Below are 19,854 nucleotides of genomic sequence, written 5' to 3'. Positions count from 1 at the left end.
CCCCGTCGAGCGCGGCCTGGTCGAGGCCCGACCACCCGCGCAGGATGGGCGCATGACCACGACACTCATCACCGGAGCGAACCGCTCCCTCGGCCTCGAGACCGCCCGCCGACTCCTCGAGGCGGGACACACCGTCTACGCCGGCATGCGCGACACCGCCGACGGCGACGCCGCCCGCGCGCTCGGCGCCCGCCCCGTCCGCCTCGACGTCACCGATCAGGCGAGCGTCGACTCCGCGATCGCCTCCCTGCCCGGGCTCGACGTGCTCGTCAACAACGCCGGAGTGCTGGGCACCTCGTTCGGCGTCGGCGACCTCACCCCGGAGGCGATGGCGGGCGTCCTCGAGACGAACGTCGTCGGCATCGTCCGCGTCACACAGGCCGCGCTCCCGCTGCTGCAGGCCTCCGCGGCCCCGGTCGTCGTGAACGTGGCGTCCGGAGTCGGCTGGCCGCGCTGGCTGAGCACCGAGGGCCACGACGAGTTCCCCGTCACCGCGATCCCGTACGCGGCATCGAAGGCGGCGGTCGTCGCGCTCACCGTGCAGTACGCGAAGAACCTGCCGGCGATGCGGATCAACGCGAGCGACCCCGGCTACACCGCGACCGACTTCAACGGACACGGCGGGCACCAGACCGTCACCGAGGGCACGGACGCGACCGTCGCGCTCGCCCTGCTCGGCTCCGACGGGCCGACGGGCGAGTTCCACGACCGGCGCGGGCGCATCGAGTACTGAGCGGCGGGGAGGGCGGACGCGGCCGGGGGGAGGCGGCCGGACGCCGGCCCGGACCCGGCAGGCGTCCGCGTGCCCGTTCGAGGAGCCGCAGCCCCGAGCCCGGCGTGCGTCAACGCGCCCGTTCGAGAAGATCCCGGCCCGACCCTACGTGCGTCCGCGCACGCCCGAGACGCGGTGAGGTCCCCGAACCCGCCCTCGGCGCACCGGCCAGCACATGGTGATGAGGTGTCCTGTCTGCGCGGTCACCGGTCCTCGGTGCTGGGCTGTGAGTGACGGCCGGAGCCGGGACGCTGCCCACCGCGTGACAGAGGGCCGGATGAACCGCCGGCCCGACGGTGCGTGCTCGCTCCGGTGCGCCTACCGACTCACCGCGTCTCGTGTCAGCTCTGCAGCTCGACCCCCCAGTTCGTCCTCTGGACGTCGGCGTCGAGCCCGCGCAGCTCGCGCGCCACGGCGTCGGCCTGCTCGCGCAGCTCCCGCACCGGCAGCGCGGGCAGGCGGCGCAGCTCGCTCCGGAGCTGGCGGTAGCCGCGCTCGCCGGCGGCCGCGTCGGCCGCGCGGGTCAGGAGGCTGTGCCGGGCGCGCAGGGCCTCGCGCCGGGCGAGCGCCGCGGTCAGCACCTCGCCGGTGGGAGTGGTCGCCGTCGCGTTGGTGAGGTTGATCGCCGTGACCAGCCGCTCGAGCTCGCCCAGTGCGCGCGTGCAATCGGCGAGCAGCTCGGCCGGGTCCTCGGTCGGCTCCTCTCCCTCCTGGTAGGAGGCGTTCGCGACGATCCGCGACTGGAGGGCCTCGATCCGCTTCTGCAGGTCGGCCCGCTCGAGGAGTGCTTCGGCGAGAGTCATGCGACCAGGCAAGCACACATCGACGCGACCCGCGCCCCTAGGCTGCGACCGTGCCGCTGCAGAACCATCCCGGAGACGTCGAGTTCCCCGTCCGACCCCGGCTGCGCTACGCGCGGGCGGCCGATGCGCACCGGCGCGGGCAGGGCGCCGGACGCCGCGCCCTCCTGGTGACGGCCTTCGCGGCTCCGGTGGGCCTGGTCGGCTTCGCATGGGGGCTCGCGCTCGGCGGCGGCGAGAGCGTCGTCGCGTTCACGGCGTTCGCGTTCGCACTGGCCTTCGGGCTGCTCGCCGCCACGGTCGGCTTCCAGCAGTGGGATGCGCGCGCGCCGCGCCGCGAGCAGCTCGCCTACCTCGGCGCGGCCGACTCGCCGACCCCGTCCCTCCGCCAGCAGCCGCTGCTCGCGCTCGACGCGGTCAGCGACTTCTCGTTCGCCGGCTGGAACTCCTCCCTCGCGTTCCAGCCCTCCTGGGCCGAGCTCCCGGAGGAGCTGCGGCGCCGCTACGCCGACGGAGCGAAAGGAGCGCCCTGGCAGCAGCTGCCGCTGCATCCGCTCGTCGAGCACCGGGTCGCGCTCGACCGCGACTTCCGCATCGCCTCGGCCGACGACGTCGAGCTGCTGGTCGCCGACGTGCTCACCCGCGGGCCGCTCTCGACCCGTTTCGCCGAGGTCTCGGCCTCCGCCGACGCCGAGCGGATGCGCTCCCGAGTCGCCGCGCTCACGGGCGGCAGCGAGTTCCACCTCCTCGAGCTCGCCCAGGCGGTCGACGGGCGTCCGCCGCTGCTCCTGCTCGCGGGCGACGCCGAGCGCACGATCGGCGCGATCCGCTACGCCTACGTCGCCGGCTACCTCCCGGCGGCGCGGGCCTGGGAGCTGCTGGCCGCGGTCGGCGACCGCGTCTTCGAGCGCTACTCCGGCTGGGACGCCTACTGGGCCGACGCGGCCCTCGCGATCGCCTTCCGCACCGACTCCCTCGGCGCCGTGCAGCACCACCACCGTCTGCGCGCGGAGCTCGCGGCGTCGGGGTGGCCGGCGGCGTCGGTGCCGTACCCGGGCTGAGCGCGGGGCGGCTGCGGAGACGGTGCCTCCGAGCCGGAGCGTCCGGACCGGAGGCGGGCAAACGAGGTGACCTCCGTCGCCGACCGTGCCCACCGACCCTGCGAGCGCTGCGGCCCCGGAATCAGCCCAGCTTCGAGGCGGGCACCGTCTCGAGGTGGAGCAGGTCGCGGCGCAGGCGCTGCGAGCGGACGTAGCTGCTCAGCACGTGCTCGGGCGAGGGCGGGGAGTCGCTCCCGCCGAGGAGGGCGCGCGCGGTCGTGAGGCGTGCGCGGCGGATCTCGTCGAACACGGTGGTGCCGTTCCGCGCGAAGGTGCGCTGCAGCGTCCGCTTCGGGACGCCGAGGCGCTCGCAGATCTCCTGGACCGAGAGGCGGGGGTCGGTGGACATCGCGGCGATCAGGGCGAGGGCGCGCGTGTAGACGTCCTCGCTGCTCTCGCGCGGCAGCGAGGTCGCCAGCACAGCGCCCGCCAGCTGCTCGACGGCGGCCCGCACCAGGGGGAAGGCGGGGGAGTCGGCGTCGAGGGTGGAGCCGAAGGTCGCGTTGACGGTCGAGAGCAGGATGCCGCGGCTGGCCGCGTCGGCCTCGGTGACGACGGCTCCGCGGTCGGCCGAGTCGACCAGGCCCAGCAGCGGGCGGTCGAGGGCGATCTCGGTGCGGGCGCTCGGGGTGTCGGTCACGATCGTGAACGGGGAGTCGCAGTGGAGGAAGGCGATGTCACCCGGCGCGACGCGGACCTCGAGCGCCGCCGGATCGTCCGGCTGGATCACGAGCGCGCCCTCGAGCGGGATGATCAGGCGGACGCCCGGGCCGGCGGCGGAGGTGCGGTGCAGGCGGGCCGGCGAGTGCCAGATCCGGAGCACGTCGACGCCGTCGCTGCAGAGGGTGTCGGCCACGATGCGGAACGCGCCGTTCGCGCGGACGTCGACGCCGCTCTGGGCCAGCCACGCGGCGGCCGCGGTGTCCCGGCGGGACACTCCGCGATCGACGATCGGTCGGCTGCCTTCTGCGATTCCCCTCACGGCGGAGTCCTTTCCTCTGGCGCGTCCTCCGTACGACGCGATCCCTCTACCCTGGCCGATCCGGCCCGGTGGTGAGAAGTCTTCATGCGATCGCATCGTCGCTCACCTCCACCGCAAGGTGTCGGATCCCGCCATCGGGGGACGGAACCTGACCTCCGGGGTGCGCCTCGGATCGACGTGGACCTCGAGCGCGGCGACGTCGGTGAAGGGCCGGTCGTCGCTCGTGCGGCCCCGCAGCACGATGGAGTGGCGGAGCGTCCGGGGCGCCCTCAGCGGCGCGATCGTGTAGTGCGCGACGGCCACGAATCCCGCTCCCGGGGCGACCCGCTCGGGCCGGCCGACCACGGTGACCGGGGCCTCGTCGTAGTCGAGCTCGGCGCCCGAGCCGTCGGTGAAGGAGCCGCAGAACAGGGCGAGGTCGTGCAGGGCGGAGGTGCCGGAGTTGTGGAACTGCATCCAGAAGGTGATCACGGCGACGGAGCCGCACGCGGGCGCGAGCCGCACCGCGCTGCCGTCGAGGACGAGGTGCGGAGGCGCATCGAGCGTCGTAGCTCCGAGCATCAGCCGCGCCGCCTGACGCCCGCCGCCGGTGCGGCCACCGGTTCCGCTCCGCGTCCCGCCAGCTGCAGGAGGCCGCACGCGGCGACCACTCCGACGAGGGCGGCCGCCCAGCTCAGGTCCTGCTGGTCGAACTCCCGGAGGTGCTCCGGGACGCCCGTGAATCCGAGGATCCCCTGGGCCGCGGCGACGGTGGCGAAGGCGAGCAGCGCGGCCGTGGCGGCGACCGCGGCCGGGGCGGGCGGGTCGCCCTCCGAGTCCTGGGCGAAGCGGCGGACGGCGTGCGCGAGGGCGAGTGCGCAGAGGGCTGCGGCGACGAGGGCGGCCGCGGTGTAGGCCGGGCCGGCGGCCAGGAGGAGGAGGGCGCCGACGACGACCCGCAGGCAGGCCGGGAGGACGCCGGGAGCGCTGCATCCGCGCGCGCCCGGACCTCCGCCGAGGGCCGCGGCGCGGGCGCGGGACTCCTCGAGGCGCCTCCGGACGCCATGAGGACCAGCGGCGCGGAGCAGGGCGGTCGCGCCCGAGGCGAGCAGCGCGACGCCGACGAGCAGAGGGAAGACGAGGGCGGCGGCGGGCAGGGCGGGGGCGGCGTCGGCAGGGGTCATCGGGTCTCCTTCGGGGCGGGGACGGGGCGCGGCACCTCGATGATCCGTCCTCGCCGAGCGCCTCGGGAGGCCGGGCGCGAACGCTCACGAGGCAGGCGCGCCAGAACGTCAGAACGCGCCAGTGGACCGTGCCGCCGAGCTGCGCCAACGGCACCGCGGAACGTGCCACGCGCCTCCGAGTGCCCGCTGCGCGCCGTTTCGAGACGGCCTACGCTCACCGGATGGACGAGGTGCGGCACGCGTACGGCGCGCGGGCGGAGGAGTACGCGGCGCTGCTCGGATCGGTCGACGCGGGGCCCGCGGCCGACCGCGAGCTGATCGGGTCGTGGGCCGACGGGCTGGAGGGCACGGTCGCCGACGTGGGCTGCGGGCCCGGGCACTGGACGGAGTTCCTCCAGCGCCGCGGAGCCGCCGCGGTCGGCGTCGACCCGGTGCCGGAGTTCGTCGCGCTGGCTCGAACGCGGTTCCCGGACGTCCCGTTCCGGCTCGGCTCGGCGCTCGAGCTCGACGTCGACGGCCTCGGGGGCGTTCTCGCGTGGTACTCGCTCATCCACCTGCCGCCGGCGGAGCTGCCCGGCGCGGTCGCGGCGCTCGCCGCGCACCTCCGACCGGGCGGAAGCCTGCTGATCGGCTTCTTCGAAGGGCCGCGCACGGAGGCGTTCGCGCACGCCGTCGCACCGGCGTGGTTCCATCCGCTCGCCGAGATGCGCGCCCTCGCCGAGCAGGCCTGCCTCGAGGTGACCCACTCGCTCCGCCGCAGCGCCCCCGGCGTCCGCGACCACGGCGAGCTGATCGCTGTACTCCCGCGCTGACGCCGAGCTGATCGCCGTCCGCCCACGCTGACGCCGAGCTGATCGCCGTCCGCCCGCGCTGACGCCGAGCTGATCGCCGGCCTGTGATCCGGACGCCGCCGACGCCGCGCTGGTTCCGTGCTGACGGCACCCGCTCCCGCTGGTCACCGGCGGCCGACGTCCCGGCCCACCGCATCCCCTCGAGACACCACCGCCCCGCCGGGACGCCGCCGTCTCAGCGGTGCCGCGGCGGTCTCGGCGGTGTCCCGGCGGACGAGGGCCCCCGCGCCTAGAGGCGGTCGGCGCGCCACTCCGTGGGGATCTCCTCGCCGCGGCGGAACGCCTCCTCCTCGCGCTCGCGCAGCTCGACGCGGCGGATCTTGCCCGAGATCGTCTTGGGCAGGGGGTGGAACTCGAGGCGCCGCACCCGCTCGAAGGAGGAGAGCAGCTCGCGGGTGTGGGCGAAGATCGCGCTCGCCGTCTCGGCGGTCGGCTCCCAGCCCTCGGCGAGAGTGACGTACGCCTTCACCACGCTGTGGCGCACCTCGTCCGGAGCCGGCACCACCGCGGACTCGGCGACGGCGGGGTGCTGCAGCAGCACGCTCTCGACCTCGAACGGCGAGATCTTGAAGTCGGAGGACTTGAAGATGTCGTCGGTGCGGCCCACGAAGGTGATCGTGCCGTCGACCGCGCGGACCGCCACGTCGCCGGTGTGGAAGTAGCCGTCGGCGCGGGCGCGCTCGGTGCGGTCCTCGTCGCCGAGGTAGCCGGACATCAGGTTGACGGGCTCGACGGAGAGGTCGAGGCAGATCTCACCGGTGGAGGCGGGCTCGCCGGTCAGCGGATCGACGAGGGCGATGGCGACGCCGGGCAGCGCGCGGCCCATCGCTCCGGGGACCACGGGGGCGCCGGGCGGGTTCGCGATGATCGCGGTGGTCTCGGTCTGGCCGTAGCCGTCGCGGATGGTGAGTCCCCACTCCCGCTCGACGGTCGCGATGACCTCGGGGTTGAGCGGCTCGCCCGCCGAGAGGATCTCGGTCAGCGCGCGCGGCTTCACTCCGAGCGCCGACTGGATCAGCATCCGCCACACGGTCGGCGGCGCGCAGAACGTGGTGACCTCGGCCCGGTCGAGCTGCTGGTGCAGAGCGGTGGGGGAGAAGCGGCTGTAGTTGTAGACGAACACCGTCGCCTCGGCGTTCCACGGCGCGAAGAAGCAGCTCCACGCGTGCTTGCCCCAGCCCGGCGAGCTGATCGCCATGTGCACGTCGCCCGGCTGGACGCCGAGCCAGTACATCGTGCTGAGGTGCCCCACGGGGTACGACTCGTGCGTGTGCACGACCATCTTGGGCTTCGAGGTGGTGCCGGAGGTGAAGTAGATCAGGCACGGATCGGAGCTCTGGACGACCACGGTCGGGCTGATGCCGAAGGGCTCGAGCGAGTCGGCGTAGTCGAGCCAGCCCTCGACGGCGCCGCCGACCGCGATGCGGCCGAAGCCGCCCTCCATCTCGTCGAACTTGGCTGTCTCGGAGGCGTCCGCGATGACGTGCGCGACTTCGCCGCGCTCGAGGCGGTCGGCCAGATCGGCGGGTGAGAGCAGGGTCGTCGTGGGGAGGATGACCGCGCCGAGCTTCATGATCGCGAGCATCGACTCCCACAGCTCGAGGCGGTTGCCGAGCATGAGCATCACGTGATCGCCCTGCTCGACGCCGACCGAGTGGAGCCAGGCGGCGACCTCGTCGGAGCGCCAGCGCATCCGGTCGAAGGAGTACTTCTCCTCGGAGCCGTCCTCCTCCACGATCCAGAGGGCGGGGCGCTCGTTGCCGATGGCGATCGCGTCGAACCAGTCCACCGCCCAGTTGAAGCGGGGCCCGACGTCCGGCCACTGGAAGGCCTCGTTCGCGGCGACCGCATCGGTGCGGTGCTGCAGGAGGGTGTCGCGGGCGGCGCGGAAGCTCCCGGTGGGGTTCATGCATGTCTCCGTAGCGGTCGAGGTCCGGCCGCTGGCGGGACCGACCCCATTCTGCTCCCGCCGCGGTGCCGGGTGCTGCGCGACGGAGGCCCGGTGGGGACGCACGTCGGAGGGAGCACCTGTGGAGGAGCGGCCGAGTCCGTCCCACGAACGACACGGCGTCAGCGGGAGAGCGGAGGGCTCGCCCGCCGCAGCAGGCGCTCCCTCCGCTCCCTCCGCGGGACCTCAGTACTTGATGGACTGACCGCCGTCGATCGGGAGGACGGTCGCGTTCACGTAGGAGGCGTCGTCGGAAAGGAGGAACGCGACGACCGAGGCGATCTCGTCGGCCTCGCCGTAGCGCTTGGTCGGGTTGACCTGGATGAACTCCTCGGCCGCCTTGCGCGGGTTCTGCGGGTCGAGCTGCTTCATCGAGTTCTCGACCATCGGGGTCCAGATGGCCCCGGGCGCGATCGCGTTGATGCGGATGCCGAACTCGCCGTACTCGATCGCGGAGTTGCGGGTGAGGCCGACGACGCCGTGCTTGGCGGCCGCGTAGCCGGACTGGTTGCCGATCGCGGTGATGCCGCCGACGCTCGCGGTGTTGACGACCATGCCCGAGCCCTGCTCGCGCATCACCTTCAGCACCTTCTCGAGGCCGAGGAACACGCCGCGGAGGTTGATCGCGACGACCTTGTCGAACTCGTCGGCCGTGAAGTCCTCGGTGAGGTTCTGGCGGCCCTCGATGCCGGCGTTGTTGAAGAAGCCGTCGATCCGGCCGAAGGCCTCGAGGGTGCGCGCGACATAGGCGTCGACGTCCGCCTCCTTCGACACGTCGGCGAGGACGGTGATCGACTCGGTGCCCTCCGGCAGGACGTCGACTGTGGCGGCGAGGCCCTGCTCCGAGATGTCGACGAGGGCGAGCTTCGCGCCCTCCTGGGCGAGGCGGACGGCTGCGGCGCGGCCCAGGCCGGATCCGCCTCCGGTGATGAGGACGACGCGGTCGGTGAATCGGGTGCTGGTGGTGGTCATGACGACTCCTGCTCGAAGAGGGATGGGCTCGGAGGCCGTGCGGTCGGCGAGTCCGTATCCATGCGTCTGCATGCAATTGACTCCACGATACGCCACAGGTGTCGGTTGAGTCTGAGTGCGCGGTCAGGGATGGAGTGATCCGGGCTGCGGGCGCCCGCGGTCGAGCCCGGTGGACCCTCACGAGCGGGGCCGCAGGATCCGACGCGAGCACTCGGGTTCCGGGCAGAGCCGCCGCCCCCCGACCCCGATCCGCCTGGCCGCCGCTTCCGGGCGACCGAGTCGCCCCGGCCGAGCAGGCGAGTCGCCGAGTCGCCGCCGATCCGCCGCACGCCCGCCTACAGGTGCGGCTGCCCCGTCGAGGCGCTCGTTCCGCCGTCAACGGCGAGGATCGCGCCGGTGATGTACGACGCGTCCGCGCTGGCGAGGAACAGCACCGGCGGGGCGATGTCGTCCGGCTGCCCGGGGCGTCCGAGGGCGATGCGGTCGATGAAGGGCGCGAGCTCCTCGGGGGTCGAGGCCATCGACTCGGTCAGCGGCGTCTGCGTGAAGGCGGGGGCGACGGCGTTGACCCGCACCCCGTGCGCGCCGAAGTCGAGGGCCAGCGACTGCACGAACGTCGTGATGGCGCCCTTGGTCGCGTTGTAGGCGGCCTGGCCCCAGTCGCCGCGGATGCCCGACACGGAGGAGACGACGACGATGTTGCCGCGGCTCGCCTTGAGGTGCGGGAGCGCCGCCTTCACCGCGTAGAAGAGGGCGTCGACGTTCGTGGCGAAGAGCGAGCGCCAGGCGTCGTCCTCCACCTCCTCGATCGGGCCGCCGAGGTGGCCGGCCGCGTTGTTCACGAGGACGTCGATCCCGCCGAACCTCGCGACGGTGCCCTCGACGAGCGCGTCGACCTCGGCTCGGACCGAGACGTCGGTGGGGACGACCAGGACGCGCTCGGCCGGGAAGCCGGCGACGGTCTCCTCGAGCGTGGCGGGGGTGCGCCCAGCGACCGCGACGCTCGCGCCCTGCTCGAGGAAGGCGCGTGCGATGGAGCGGCCGATGCCGGAGCCGGCTCCGGTGACCAGGACGGTGCGTCCGGCGAAGGGGTAGGTGTTCGAGGCGATCATGGCGGTGCCTTCCGGGTGCAGAGGGGCGGCTCGGCGGGGTGCGTCGGGTGCGGCGGGCGTCGGATCCGCCCGGTGCCGATCATCCGCGGCACCCGAGTGGATCGACGGGCCGCCGCGCCGGTACGGAGGAGCTCCACATCGATCCGCAGCACGGCTCCCGACCCTGGCAACCGCCGCAGAGTGCGGTCCGCGGCCGCGCGGGCTCGGGTAGACCGGAGGGACGCCAGTGGACAGGGGGAACCACCATGGACACCACGAGAACGACCGCTCCGCGCCGGGCGACGGGGCTCCGGGCCGGACGGCGCGCGACCGTGCTGGGCGCCTCGGCACTGCTCGCGGCGCTCGCTCTGAGCGGCTGCACGAGCGGCGCCGACCAGGCGGAGGAGGCGACACCCGCCGTTCCCGGCACCGCTGCTCCGACGACCGCCGCTCCGACCGCGACGCCCACCGAGGCTCCGCTCGGGCCCGTGACGCTGCCCGAGGGCGCGACCGCCGCCGTGCGGTGGACCGATCAGGTCGGCCCCGTCGATCCGCAGACCGTGTACCTCAGCGGCGATCCGCTGCACATCACCGTCTCGGTCGCCTGCGACACCGCGAACGCCGAGGTGACGATCGAGGTCGTCGGCCTGATGACGAGCGGATCGTCGTGCGTCTACAGCCCGAGCACGACCCGCACCGGCACGGGAGGCGGCAACACGGGCACCATGCAGATCGCCGTCGAGCAGGACGCCGAGATCAGGGTGACGACGGTGCCGGACGACGCGCACTGGTCGGCCGCCGTCTCGACCGGGGCGCGAACGGTCCCCGGGCCCTGACGCCGGTCCGCGCCCTCCGAGAACGCAGAAGTCGCGGTGGTCGAGAGCGGCCACCGCGACGTCCGGGTTCTCGAGTCGCCCGGGGCGTCAGCCGATCGGGACGCCGAGCTCGGCCATGAACGGCACGGCGTCGACCGCCTCGCCGTCGACCCGCGTCTCGAAGTGCAGGTGGCAGCCGGTCGAGGCGCCGGTCGAGCCGCGCAGCGCGATGACCTGGCCGACGGTGACGGTCTCGCCGACCGACACCATCAGCTCGCTGTTGTGGGCGTAGCCGGTCTCGATGCCGCCGCCGTTGTCGAGCAGGATCCAGTTGCCGTAGCTGCCCTGGTACGACGCCTCCTCGACGGTGCCGCTGGAGGCCGCGAGGACGGGCGTGCCGCAGGCGCCGGCGAGATCAGTGCCCTTGTGGAACAGGTTCACGCCGGCGACCGGCGCGTCGGGGCGGGGGCCGTAGCTGCTGCTGATGTGGCCGGAGATCGGGACGACCCACGCTCCGGACGCTCCCGCGGCGGCCGCGGTCGACTCGCCGGAGGTGGCGGTGATCGCGTCGAGGGACGCGGTGGGGACGAGGACCTCGGGCTTGGCCTCGGCGGCGAAGGCGTCGCGGGTGACGCTCTGCTGCACGACTCCGGCCGCCACGAAGCTCTGCGGGCGGGCCGCGGCGACGGCGGTGGCCGTGTCGCGGGTCAGCTCGGAGTCGGCGGTGCCGCCCACGGCGAATGCGGGCATCGTCGAGGTGATCGCGATGCCGGCCACGAGGGTCATCGCGGCGACGGCGGAGACGCGGGGGCGCGACGGGCCGCGGGAGGTGCGGCGGCTGCGGGACTCCTGCTCACGGAGCGAGCGACGGGTCGGGAGGGCGGACGGACTGCCGGTCTCGGCTCCTGCGGGGGTGGGAGTCGAGGCGCGTGACGAACGGTGCATGCAGAGGAGGTTCCAGGTCTGCCGACGCTCGAGGGGGGAGGCGAGCGCCGGGTGGGGCAGTGGGGCTGATCGCACGGCTGAGCCGATGCGACCCTCCAAACTACCCGCGTTCCGCCGGATCCGACCTGAGAGAAACCTCCGGAGTCAAGCGGTTGAGCGCATCGATCGGCTCTCGATCCGGAGCGGCGGGGGTGCGCCGGGCCGCCGGTGGGCGTGCTCAGCGGTCGGCGGTGAAGACGAGCAGGGCGATCACACCGGCGACCGTCGCCGCGACTCCGGAGCCCAGGCGCCACCACATCCACTTGTCGCGCCTGGGCCCGCGCACGGGACGCCGGAGACCGGCGCGGCCCTGGTAGCCGCCGGGATCGTGCTGGAAGACCATGCCCCCAGCCTGCCGAACCCGCGCCCGTCGCGGGGTCGACTCGCCCGCGACTCCCAGCCGCGAACGGCACCGCAGGGCTGAAGCGAGAGCCGAGGAGAAAGGAGGAGAGGCGGCGACCAGGGGGAAGGGGAGGCGGGACGGCACGGGCGCAGAACGGCCGCCGCCCGCGCGCCTAGCGCGGCCCGGGCGCGCTCGCCAGCGGGTTCGCGGGGCGGGTGCCGCTCGGTAGCGTGGGGGAGTCGGCCGGAGCGGTCGACGAGCGGAGGAGCGGACATGGCCGGGACCGGCAACGACAAGGACGCACGCGACAAGGCGGCGCAGAAGCGCGCGAAGAAGGCGCTGAAGAAGGCCGAGAAGTCGGTGCGCGCGGCGCACGAGGCGGTCCGCGACTCCAGCAAGAAGCTGCGCAAGAAGGCCCGCAAGCTGGCCGAGCAGACCGAGAAGCTCAAGCGGACCCAGGAGAAGGCGGCGAAGAAGGCGGCCGCGGCCGAGAACCGCCCGACCACGCCGAAGCACGCCGCCGAGCCGGCGGTCGGCGCCCTCGACCTCACCCCGCCGCTGCCCGGCTCGCAGGAGCCCGCCGAGGATCAGGAGTCCGCCGAGGACACCGGTGCCGAGGCCGAGTCCGCCGCCCAGCAGGAGCCGGCCCCCGACTCCGACCCCGCGCACACCCCGGACCTCACCCCGCCGATGCCGCGCTCGGCCTCCTGAGCGCACCCGTCTGAGCGCCGCATGCCGGTGCGGACTCAGGTGAATCGCACCCACCGATGCGCCGCCCGCCTGAGAATCCGCACAGGGTACTCGGGCGGGCGTGCCCCGCGAGGTGAACAGCAGGTGAAGCCTCGCGACCACGCCGGAACGCCTCCCGCCGCGGGAGCATCATGTCTGCGTGGATCCCTTCATCCTGCTCGCGCTCGTCGTCGTCACGGCCCTCGCCTTCGACTTCACCAACGGCTTCCATGACACGGCGAACGCGATGGCCACGTCCATCGCGACCGGTGCCCTGAAGCCCCGCACCGCCGTCGCCCTCTCGGCGTCGCTGAACCTCGTCGGTGCGTTCCTCAGCATCGAGGTGGCGCTGACCGTCACCAACGCGGTCGTGAAGATCCAGGACTCCTCGGGCGCACCCGATCCGGCGCTGCTCGAGGACGGCGGTTCCGCTCTGCTGCTGATCGTGCTGGCCGGCCTCATCGGCGGCATCGTCTGGAACCTGCTGACCTGGCTGCTCGGCCTGCCCTCGAGCTCGTCGCACGCCCTCTTCGGAGGCCTGATCGGCTCCGCTCTCGCGGGCCTCGGCCTCAACGGCGTGAACTGGGCCGGCGACGGCACGAAGCTCGACGGCGTCGTCGGCAAGGTGATCCTCCCGGCGCTGATGTCGCCCGTGCTCGCCGGAGCGGTCGCGGCGATCGGCACCTGGCTCGTCTTCCGCGTGATCGGCAACCTCGCCGAGAAGAGCCTCCACCGCGGCTTCCGCTTCGGCCAGATCGGCAGCGCCTCCCTCGTCTCGCTCGCGCACGGCACCAACGACGCGCAGAAGACCATGGGAGTGATCACGCTCGCGCTGATCGCGGCCGGCGGCTGGAGCGACACCGAGTCGGTCCCCTTCTGGGTCAAGCTCAGCTGCGCGCTGGCCATCTCGCTCGGCACCTACATCGGCGGCTGGCGGATCATCCGCACCGTCGGCAAGGGCCTCGTCGAGATCGACACCCCGCAGGGCATGGCCGCCGAGAGCGCCTCCGCCGCGGTCATCCTCGCCTCCAGCCACCTCGGCTTCGCCCTCTCGACCACCCACGTCGCGACCGGCTCGATCCTCGGCTCCGGAGTCGGCCGCCCCGGCGCGCAGGTGCGCTGGCGCGTGGCGCTGCGCATGGTGATCGCCTGGGTCATCACGCTCCCGGCCGCCGCCCTCGTCGGCGCCGTGATGTGGTGGATCGGCCACCTCGTCGGAGGCGCGGCCGGCGGCCTCCTGATGGCCGCGATCCTCGTCGCCGTCGCCTCCCTCATCTACATCCGCTCGCGCCGCGACAGCATCGGCGCGCACAACGTCAACGACGAGTGGCAGGACGCGGCGGCACGCCCCGCGCCCGAGACCGCCGGCGTCTGAGCGAAAGGATCCGCACCGTGCTCTCCCTCTTCCTCTCCGCCGCCGGCCAGGTGGCCCTCGTCGCCGTGCTCCTCGGAGCAGGCCTGCCCGTGCTGTTCGCCGTCGGCGTCCGCTCCTTCGCCGTCGCCGCCGGTGCTCCCGCCTCGGGCGGGTCCGACGCCCCCGCGGTCCGGAGCGGTCTGCCCGCCCCGGTGCTGCGCGGGATCGGCGTGCTCTGCTTCGCCCTCGTCGTCGGCTCCGTCGTGATCGGCCTGAGCGTCATCATCGCGACGGGCCTCGGCCAGTCGGTGAGCTTCGAGCACGTGATCCCGACCTTCGTGCCCAAGGGCTGAGCATGGCCTCGACCGATCCGATCGCGGCGCGGGAGGGGATCGTCGCCCGCGTGGTCGGCTGGCTGCGCGCGGGCTACCCGTCCGGCGTGCCGGAGCAGGACTACCTGCCGCTGCTGGGCCTGCTGCGCCGCAGCCTCACGACGGACGAGGTCGAGCAGGTCGTCGCGCGGCTCCTGTCGGAGTCGGAGCGGGCCGAGACGGTCGTCTCACGGGCCGTCGTGCGCGAGCGGATCGAGCAGCTGCTGCTCGGACCGGCGCTGCCCGAGGACGTCGCCCGCGTCTCCTCGCGGCTCGCGAGCGCGGGCTGGCCGCTGGCGGGCCCGGAGTCGCTGGCCGAGCCGGACACTCGCGAGGGCCTGGTCGCGCGCATCGTCCGCTGGCTGCGCGCCGGCTATCCGGCCGGGCTGCCCGAGCAGGACTTCGTGCCGCTGCTGGCGCTCCTCCGCCGCCGTCTGAGCGACGAGGAGGTGGCCGAGGTGGCCGCCGGTCTCGCCGCCGACGCGCCCGCCTCCCGCGCGGACGTCGGCACAGCGATCGCCGGAGTGACCTCGGAGCTGCCCTCGGAGGAGGACATCGAGCGCGTGCGCCGGTCGCTGGCCGCGCTGGGCTGGCCGGAGGAGTTCGCGAGCTGACACGCCGCGGCCCGGGTCTCGGGCCGCAGGAGGCCGCGAGCCTCTCCGCCGCTGTCGCCGGCGTGCCGGCCGGAGAGCCCGCTGGCCGACCTCGCCGCGATCCCGGGCGGTCCAGCCGTCGAAGGGTGACCCCGCCGGGACCAGGATGCGGACGCTGCAGCGGTCGGGGCCCGCCGTGAGCGGGCGGGACGAGCGCTGGAGCGTGTCCTCGGGCGGGCGACAGGCGGCCGCCCGGTCGGCAGGGGAGTCGCGGGGTCACGACGCGCGCCGTCCGCCGTCCTAGGTTCGGCCCGGGTCCGGATCGGCTGCGCAGCCGGCTGCCGGACCGCAGCCCGACCGGAAGGACAGCCCATGCCCGCACCCACCATCGTCCTCGTCCACGGAGCGTTCGCCGACGCCGCGAGCTTCGCCCCGGTCACGCGGATCCTGCTCGACGCCGGCCACGCCGTGCGCGTCCCTGCAGTGCCGAACCGCAGCCTGCTGGGCGACGCGGAGTACCTCCGCTCCTTCGTGGAGCAGCTCGACGGGCCGGTCCTGCTGGCGGGCCACTCCTACGGCGGCGCCGTGATCACGGTGGCGGGCGCCGCCGAGAACGTGGTCGGCCTCGTCTACCTCGCGGCCTACGCGCTCGAGGAGGGGGAGAGCCTCGGGCAGCTGCAGGGCGCCTTCCCCGACTCCGACCTCCCGGCGAATCTCGTCTACACCCCGTTCCCGATCGACGGGGCGGAGCCGGGCACGGACGTGTCGGTCGCGGTGTCGGCGTTCCCGGAGGTGTTCGCGGCCGGGATCGACCCGGCCGAGGCGGCCGTGCTCGCGGTCGGCCAGCGCCCGCTCGCCGCTCTGGCCTTCGGTGAGGCCGCCCCGGTCGCCGCCTGGCGGACCCGGCCGAGCTGGGGCGTCGTCGCGGCCGCGGACCGGACGATCAACCCGGACGTCGAGCGGTTCGGCTACCGGCGGGCGGGCGTGCGCTCGGTCGTCGAGCTCGACGCGCCGCACCTGGTGATGCGCTCGCATCCGGAGGAGGTCGCGCGGGTCATCGCCGACGCCGCGGCGGAGCTGAGCTGACCGCGGAGTCGCCTGACCGCGGAGGGGTGCGCCGAGTGCCGGTGCGCTCCTCCGCATCCCGCGGCGCACCTCCGCACCCCGCCGCGCACCGCCCCCACCCGGAAGCACGCCCCGCCGATCTAGGTACTCCCGCCGCGGATCTAGGTCGGCGTCGCGTGGAGCCGGGCCCGCCGCCTCCCTAGCCTCGAAGGGAGAGAAGGGCGGGATCGTGGACACGGACACCGCACGGCTCGGCGCCTACCTCCGGGGGCACCGCGACCGGCTGCGCCCCGACGAGGTCGGCCTGGGCGCCGACGGCAGGCGCCGCGTCAGCGGGCTGCGCCGCCAGGAGGTCGCCGTGCTCGCGGGGATCAGTCCGGACTACTACCTGCGGCTCGAGCAGGGCAAGGACCGCCGCCCCTCGGCGCAGGTCCTGGACGCTCTGGCCCGGGCGTTCCGTCTCGACGCGGACGGGCGGGACTACCTCTTCCGGCTCGGCGGGCACGCCGCGCCGCGCCGCTCGCCGGGCTGGGCACAGGCCGGGCCGACCCCGGCGCAGGTCGGCAGCCTGACGAGCATGGTCTCGTCCTGGACCACGACGCCCGCCTACGTGGTCGACCGCTACCTGGACCTCGTCGCCGTGAACGAGCTCGGCCGCCTGTTCCTCCCCCTGGCCTGCGAGCAGGGGACCAACATGATCGAGGCCGTCGTCGACGCCGCGGCGCTCGAGACCGACGCCGAGCGGCACGAGGACTGGGACCGCACGATCGCCGTGATGACGGCCGCCCTCCGCTTCCACTCCGACCCGGCGGACCCGCGTCTGCGGGTCCTGGTCGCCTCGCTCGGAGGCCGCTCGCGGGTGTTCCGCCGCGTCTGGGCGAGCCAGGAGGCGTATCCGCTCCGCGAGGGCTCGTCGCCGGTGCGCGTCGACCCCTTCGGCTTCATCGCCTTCCGCTGGCAGACCCTGGAGGTGCACGGAGGCGACCACTTCCTGACCTCCTTCTTCGGCGCCCCCGGCAGCGCCGCGGCCGCCGCGATCGATTTCATCCGGGCCCGCCACCGGGTCGAGGAGTGTCTGCGCGAGGGTGCGATACTCGACGCGTGAAGCGGGACGCGCTCGTCGTCGGTCGGGGATCGGAGCTCGCGCGGCTCCGTCTGATGGTCGACGGCATCGCCGCCCAGGGGTCGGCGCTCGTCATCGACGGGGACGCCGGGGTCGGCAAGACCACCCTGGTCGAGGAGGTCGTCGCCTACGCCCGCGCACGCGATGTGCGGGTGCTGCGGACCGCGGGCTCCGCAGCGGAGTCGGGCGACCAGTACGCGGCGCTGCAGCTCCTCCTGCACCCGCTCCGCCCGGGCCTCGACGGCCTGCCCCTGCCGCAGCGGGACGCGCTCCGCGTGGCCTTCCACCTGGCGGAGGGAGTGCAGCCGACGCCGCTCCTGGCCGGCCTCTCGGCCCTGACCCTCCTGAGCGACGCCGCCGCCGATCGGCCCCTGCTGGTCGTCGTGGAGGACCTGCACCGGATCGACCCGGAGTCGGCGTGGGCGCTGCGGATGCTCGCCCGGCGCATCGGCGAGGACCGCGTCGTCGTCGTGATGACCACGAGGGACCGGCCCGAGGAGGACTCCGGCCTCGAGCACCTCCACCTCGGGCCGCTGTCGGCCGCCGACTCGGCCGCCCTCCTGGACACGCTCCCGCATCCTCCTCGCGGCGCCGCCCGGCGCGCTCTGCTCGACCTCGCCCGCGGGAATCCGCTCGCCCTGGTGGAGCTGACCGGACGCGGCCCGTCGGCCGACGAGGCGGAGGACCGCGCGGTGACCGGACGCCTCGAGTCGGCCTTCGCCGAGCGCTTCGCGGAGCTCGACCAGCCCTCGCGGCTCGCCGTGCTGGCCGTGGCGCTGGGCGACGTCGCGACGGCGGAGGAGGCGAGCCGGCTGGCGAACCTGGCGATCGGCCGCCACCCCGACCCCTCCTGGATCGACCGGGCCGTCGCCGCGTCGCTGCTCAGCTGGACGCCGGGGAGCGGACTCCGCTTCCGGCACCCTCTCGTGCAGTCCGCGGTGACGAGCGTGAGCCGCCCCTCCGAGCGCGCAGCCGTGCTCCGCACGCTCGTCCAGGAGCACCGCGACGACCCGAGCCGGACGCTCTGGTGGCGGTCGGAGCTCGCGACCGGCTCGGACGGGCCGGTCGGCGAGGAGCTCGCCGGTCTCGCGGCGTCCGGCCTCGCGACGGGCGACGTCGTCCTGGCGGCTCAGGCGATGGAGCGGGCGGCGGAGCTGACCCCCGCGGGGCCGCTGCGCGTCTCGCGCCTGATCGACGCGGCCGAGTACTCCGGGCTCGCCGGCCGGACCGCGGAGGCGGCGCTGCTCGTGCACCGCGCGGCGGGCGAGACCGTCGATCCGGTGCTCACCGCCCGCGCCGCCTGGACGCGCGAGACGCTGCCGACCGGGCGCACGGCCCTCTCGCGGGGAGACCTCTCGCCCGCGCTCGCTGCAGTGACGGCGCTGCAGAGCCACGGAGCCGTCGACGCCGCGACCGCCGCGCTCCTGCACCTCGCCGCCATCGCCTGGGACCACAACCGCGAGGCGTCGCCCGGGGAGCCGATGATCCAGGCGGTGCGCGCGCTCGCCCTCGACGACTCCGACCCGCGCGCCGTCCTGCTCGCGGCGGTCACCGAGCCGATCGCCCGCGGCGACGAGGTCGTCCGCCGGGCGCTCGCGGCGGCCGGCGGGGCGAGCGGTCCGGAGGAGGCGTGGTGGCTCGGCTACGCGCTGAACACGGCGGGCGAGGTCGAGGTCGCCCGGGAGCTCCTGGAGGAGGCGATCACCGGGCTGCGCGCGCGCGGCGACATCCGGATCCTCCCGCAGGCGCTCCTCGCCGCCTCGATGACCACGTCGCTCGCAGGCCGCATCTCGCGCGCCCGCTCCTTCGCCGAGGAGGCGCTCGTCCTCGGGAGCGACCTGGGGGACGTCGGCTTCGAGACCGCGTCCCGGGCCTGCCTGGCCTGGTTCGACGCGATGGAGGGCGTCGCGCCCGATCCCGAGGCGATCAGCGCGGGCAGCGCGATCGGCGCGGCCGTCCTCTGCTCGAGCGTGATGCGGGCGACGCTCCGCGGATCGCGAGCGGCGGTGGCGGTCCTCGAGTCGCGACCGGGCGACGCCGTGCCGGAGCTCCTGCCCCTCCTCGACACGGACGACGACTCCCTGAACCCCGGCTTCGCGATCCTGACCACGCCCGATCTCGTCGACGCGGCTCTCGCGATCGGGGACGTCGGAGTCGTGCGCCTGCACGCCGCGAGGCTGGAATCGCTCTTCGAGCGCTGGCACCAGCCGATGATCGAGGCGGCCCTCCGGTACGCGCAGATCGCCGTGGCGCTCGCCGACGGAGCGCCGGACGCCGCGGCCGGGCTGCTCCGCCGGACTCCGCCGCCGCTCCCGTACGTGCGGGCGCGGGCGCTGCTGCTCGTGGGCGACGGGCTGCACCGGGCCGGTCGGGCGGCGGAGGCGCGGCCTCTCCTCCGCGAGGCACTGGCGATGCTCGAGGAGCTGCCGATCCACGCCTGGGCCGATCGGGCCCGTGACGCGCTCCGGGCCGCCGGAGGGAGGATCGCGGACGCGCCGTCGCCGGCCGCTGCGACGCTGACCCCGCAGGAGCTGCGCATCTGCGCTCTCGCGAGCACGGGGCTGTCGAACCGCGCGATCGCGCAGAACCTGTTCCTCTCGCCGCGCACGGTCGGCGCGCACCTGTACGCGGCGTACCGCAAGCTCGGGATCGGCGGGCGGGGCGAGCTCGCCGCGGTGCTCGGGAGGGACGCGGGCGCCGACGTCTGAGGCGGGACTCCGCTCGCAGGGGCGCCCGGCCCCCGTTCGAGCGCAGACGCGCAGGCGCGCCCCGGAACGGCCGGGACGCGCCTGCGAGCG

At 74.5% G+C, this 19,854-nt stretch carries 20 protein-coding genes; 11 read left to right on the top strand and 9 right to left on the bottom strand.

The window, feature by feature from the left end; all coding sequences use genetic code 11:
* Positions 1 to 52 precede the first annotated feature (52 nt).
* Positions 53 to 733, top strand: a complete 681-nt coding sequence (locus C5C69_RS05545; protein WP_104257454.1) for an SDR family NAD(P)-dependent oxidoreductase — start codon at positions 53 to 55, stop codon at positions 731 to 733.
* 380 nt (positions 734 to 1,113) lie between these two features.
* Here C5C69_RS05545 and C5C69_RS05540 read toward each other — a convergent pair whose 3' ends face one another.
* Positions 1,114 to 1,575, bottom strand: coding sequence for a DIP1984 family protein (locus tag C5C69_RS05540; protein WP_104224023.1), 462 nt, complete (start codon positions 1,573 to 1,575; stop codon positions 1,114 to 1,116).
* A gap of 50 nt (positions 1,576 to 1,625) precedes the next feature.
* Here C5C69_RS05540 and C5C69_RS05535 point away from each other — a divergent pair, with 50 nt between their 5' ends.
* On the top strand, positions 1,626 to 2,633 hold the full coding sequence (locus C5C69_RS05535) for a DUF1266 domain-containing protein (protein ID WP_104257453.1): 1,008 nt from the start codon (positions 1,626 to 1,628) through the stop codon (positions 2,631 to 2,633).
* Positions 2,634 to 2,754: 121 nt separating this feature from the next.
* Here the strand turns inward: C5C69_RS05535 and C5C69_RS05530 are convergent, their stop codons facing one another.
* The 3 genes from C5C69_RS05530 to C5C69_RS16610 form a co-directional block, all read right to left on the bottom strand.
* A complete protein-coding gene (locus C5C69_RS05530) occupies positions 2,755 to 3,654 on the bottom strand; it encodes a helix-turn-helix domain-containing protein (protein WP_181125565.1) in 900 nt (299 codons plus the stop codon).
* A 102-nt stretch (positions 3,655 to 3,756) separates the two neighbouring features.
* Positions 3,757 to 4,215: a hypothetical protein gene (locus C5C69_RS05525; protein ID WP_104257452.1), complete on the bottom strand. Its 459-nt coding sequence runs from the start codon at positions 4,213 to 4,215 to the stop codon at positions 3,757 to 3,759.
* Positions 4,215 to 4,817, bottom strand: a complete 603-nt coding sequence (locus C5C69_RS16610) for a hypothetical protein (RefSeq protein WP_146083594.1) — start codon at positions 4,815 to 4,817, stop codon at positions 4,215 to 4,217. The genes C5C69_RS05525 and C5C69_RS16610 overlap by 1 nt, the downstream gene beginning before the upstream one ends.
* A 221-nt stretch (positions 4,818 to 5,038) precedes the next feature.
* Here C5C69_RS16610 and C5C69_RS05520 point away from each other — a divergent pair, with 221 nt between their 5' ends.
* Positions 5,039 to 5,629, top strand: coding sequence for a trans-aconitate 2-methyltransferase (locus C5C69_RS05520; protein ID WP_104257513.1), 591 nt, complete (start codon positions 5,039 to 5,041; stop codon positions 5,627 to 5,629).
* Between the two features lie 268 nt (positions 5,630 to 5,897).
* Here C5C69_RS05520 and C5C69_RS05515 read toward each other — a convergent pair whose 3' ends face one another.
* From C5C69_RS05515 to C5C69_RS05505, 3 genes are all read right to left on the bottom strand, one after another.
* On the bottom strand, positions 5,898 to 7,577 hold the full coding sequence (locus C5C69_RS05515; protein WP_104257451.1) for an AMP-binding protein: 1,680 nt from the start codon (positions 7,575 to 7,577) through the stop codon (positions 5,898 to 5,900).
* A 225-nt stretch (positions 7,578 to 7,802) separates the two neighbouring features.
* Positions 7,803 to 8,588, bottom strand: coding sequence for a glucose 1-dehydrogenase (locus C5C69_RS05510; RefSeq protein WP_167299040.1), 786 nt, complete (start codon positions 8,586 to 8,588; stop codon positions 7,803 to 7,805).
* A 335-nt stretch (positions 8,589 to 8,923) separates the two neighbouring features.
* Entirely contained in the window at positions 8,924 to 9,700 is a 777-nt protein-coding gene (locus C5C69_RS05505; protein WP_258064102.1) for an SDR family NAD(P)-dependent oxidoreductase, read from the bottom strand.
* A gap of 245 nt (positions 9,701 to 9,945) precedes the next feature.
* On the opposite strand from C5C69_RS05505, the gene C5C69_RS05500 reads away from it, so the two are divergent.
* Positions 9,946 to 10,515: a hypothetical protein gene (locus C5C69_RS05500; RefSeq protein ID WP_104257450.1), complete on the top strand. Its 570-nt coding sequence runs from the start codon at positions 9,946 to 9,948 to the stop codon at positions 10,513 to 10,515.
* A gap of 87 nt (positions 10,516 to 10,602) precedes the next feature.
* Here the strand turns inward: C5C69_RS05500 and C5C69_RS05495 are convergent, their stop codons facing one another.
* Complete coding sequence (locus C5C69_RS05495; RefSeq protein WP_104257449.1) at positions 10,603 to 11,439, bottom strand: M23 family metallopeptidase; 837 nt, start codon at positions 11,437 to 11,439, stop codon at positions 10,603 to 10,605.
* Positions 11,440 to 11,656: 217 nt separating this feature from the next.
* A complete protein-coding gene (locus C5C69_RS16900) occupies positions 11,657 to 11,821 on the bottom strand; it encodes a hypothetical protein (RefSeq protein WP_159940529.1) in 165 nt (54 codons plus the stop codon).
* A gap of 273 nt (positions 11,822 to 12,094) precedes the next feature.
* Here C5C69_RS16900 and C5C69_RS05490 point away from each other — a divergent pair, with 273 nt between their 5' ends.
* From C5C69_RS05490 to C5C69_RS05460, 7 genes are all read left to right on the top strand, one after another.
* Positions 12,095 to 12,532, top strand: a complete 438-nt coding sequence (locus tag C5C69_RS05490) for a hypothetical protein (protein ID WP_104257448.1) — start codon at positions 12,095 to 12,097, stop codon at positions 12,530 to 12,532.
* 178 nt (positions 12,533 to 12,710) lie between these two features.
* Positions 12,711 to 13,925, top strand: a complete 1,215-nt coding sequence (locus C5C69_RS05485) for an inorganic phosphate transporter (protein WP_104224012.1) — start codon at positions 12,711 to 12,713, stop codon at positions 13,923 to 13,925.
* Positions 13,926 to 13,942: 17 nt separating this feature from the next.
* A complete protein-coding gene (locus C5C69_RS05480; protein WP_104227380.1) occupies positions 13,943 to 14,257 on the top strand; it encodes a hypothetical protein in 315 nt (104 codons plus the stop codon).
* A gap of 2 nt (positions 14,258 to 14,259) precedes the next feature.
* Positions 14,260 to 14,889, top strand: coding sequence for a DUF3349 domain-containing protein (locus tag C5C69_RS05475; RefSeq protein WP_104227379.1), 630 nt, complete (start codon positions 14,260 to 14,262; stop codon positions 14,887 to 14,889).
* A gap of 351 nt (positions 14,890 to 15,240) precedes the next feature.
* Positions 15,241 to 15,954 carry an alpha/beta fold hydrolase gene (locus C5C69_RS05470; protein WP_104248158.1) on the top strand — a complete coding sequence of 238 codons (714 nt, stop codon included), beginning with the start codon at positions 15,241 to 15,243 and terminating at the stop codon, positions 15,952 to 15,954.
* Between the two features lie 208 nt (positions 15,955 to 16,162).
* Positions 16,163 to 17,038 (top strand): helix-turn-helix domain-containing protein, encoded by an 876-nt coding sequence (locus C5C69_RS05465; protein ID WP_104224008.1) that lies wholly within the window; start codon positions 16,163 to 16,165, stop codon positions 17,036 to 17,038.
* Entirely contained in the window at positions 17,035 to 19,764 is a 2,730-nt protein-coding gene (locus tag C5C69_RS05460) for an AAA family ATPase (protein ID WP_104257446.1), read from the top strand. The genes C5C69_RS05465 and C5C69_RS05460 overlap by 4 nt, the downstream gene beginning before the upstream one ends.
* The last annotated feature ends 90 nt before the right edge of the window (positions 19,765 to 19,854 follow it).

The organism is Rathayibacter sp. AY1C7 (genome assembly GCF_002931865.1).
GTDB lineage: Bacteria > Actinomycetota > Actinomycetes > Actinomycetales > Microbacteriaceae > Rathayibacter.
This window is presented reverse-complemented; position numbering and strand designations above follow the sequence as displayed.

What these genes read in the sequence shown, in the direction of transcription:
- C5C69_RS05515 (WP_104257451.1), bottom strand. Translation starts at nt 7,577, where the DNA reads ATGAACCCCACCGGGAGCTTCCGCGCCGCCCGCGACACCCTCCTGCAG.
- C5C69_RS05505 (WP_258064102.1), bottom strand. Translation starts at nt 9,700, where the DNA reads ATGATCGCCTCGAACACCTACCCCTTCGCCGGACGCACCGTCCTGGTC.
- C5C69_RS05545 (WP_104257454.1), top strand. Translation starts at nt 53, where the DNA reads ATGACCACGACACTCATCACCGGAGCGAACCGCTCCCTCGGCCTCGAG.
- C5C69_RS05500 (WP_104257450.1), top strand. Translation starts at nt 9,946, where the DNA reads ATGGACACCACGAGAACGACCGCTCCGCGCCGGGCGACGGGGCTCCGG.
- C5C69_RS05510 (WP_167299040.1), bottom strand. Translation starts at nt 8,588, where the DNA reads ATGACCACCACCAGCACCCGATTCACCGACCGCGTCGTCCTCATCACC.
- C5C69_RS16610 (WP_146083594.1), bottom strand. Translation starts at nt 4,817, where the DNA reads ATGACCCCTGCCGACGCCGCCCCCGCCCTGCCCGCCGCCGCCCTCGTC.
- C5C69_RS05520 (WP_104257513.1), top strand. Translation starts at nt 5,039, where the DNA reads ATGGACGAGGTGCGGCACGCGTACGGCGCGCGGGCGGAGGAGTACGCG.
- C5C69_RS05470 (WP_104248158.1), top strand. Translation starts at nt 15,241, where the DNA reads ATGCCCGCACCCACCATCGTCCTCGTCCACGGAGCGTTCGCCGACGCC.
- C5C69_RS05490 (WP_104257448.1), top strand. Translation starts at nt 12,095, where the DNA reads ATGGCCGGGACCGGCAACGACAAGGACGCACGCGACAAGGCGGCGCAG.
- C5C69_RS05540 (WP_104224023.1), bottom strand. Translation starts at nt 1,575, where the DNA reads ATGACTCTCGCCGAAGCACTCCTCGAGCGGGCCGACCTGCAGAAGCGG.
- C5C69_RS05475 (WP_104227379.1), top strand. Translation starts at nt 14,260, where the DNA reads ATGGCCTCGACCGATCCGATCGCGGCGCGGGAGGGGATCGTCGCCCGC.
- C5C69_RS05525 (WP_104257452.1), bottom strand. Translation starts at nt 4,215, where the DNA reads ATGCTCGGAGCTACGACGCTCGATGCGCCTCCGCACCTCGTCCTCGAC.
- C5C69_RS05495 (WP_104257449.1), bottom strand. Translation starts at nt 11,439, where the DNA reads ATGCACCGTTCGTCACGCGCCTCGACTCCCACCCCCGCAGGAGCCGAG.
- C5C69_RS16900 (WP_159940529.1), bottom strand. Translation starts at nt 11,821, where the DNA reads ATGGTCTTCCAGCACGATCCCGGCGGCTACCAGGGCCGCGCCGGTCTC.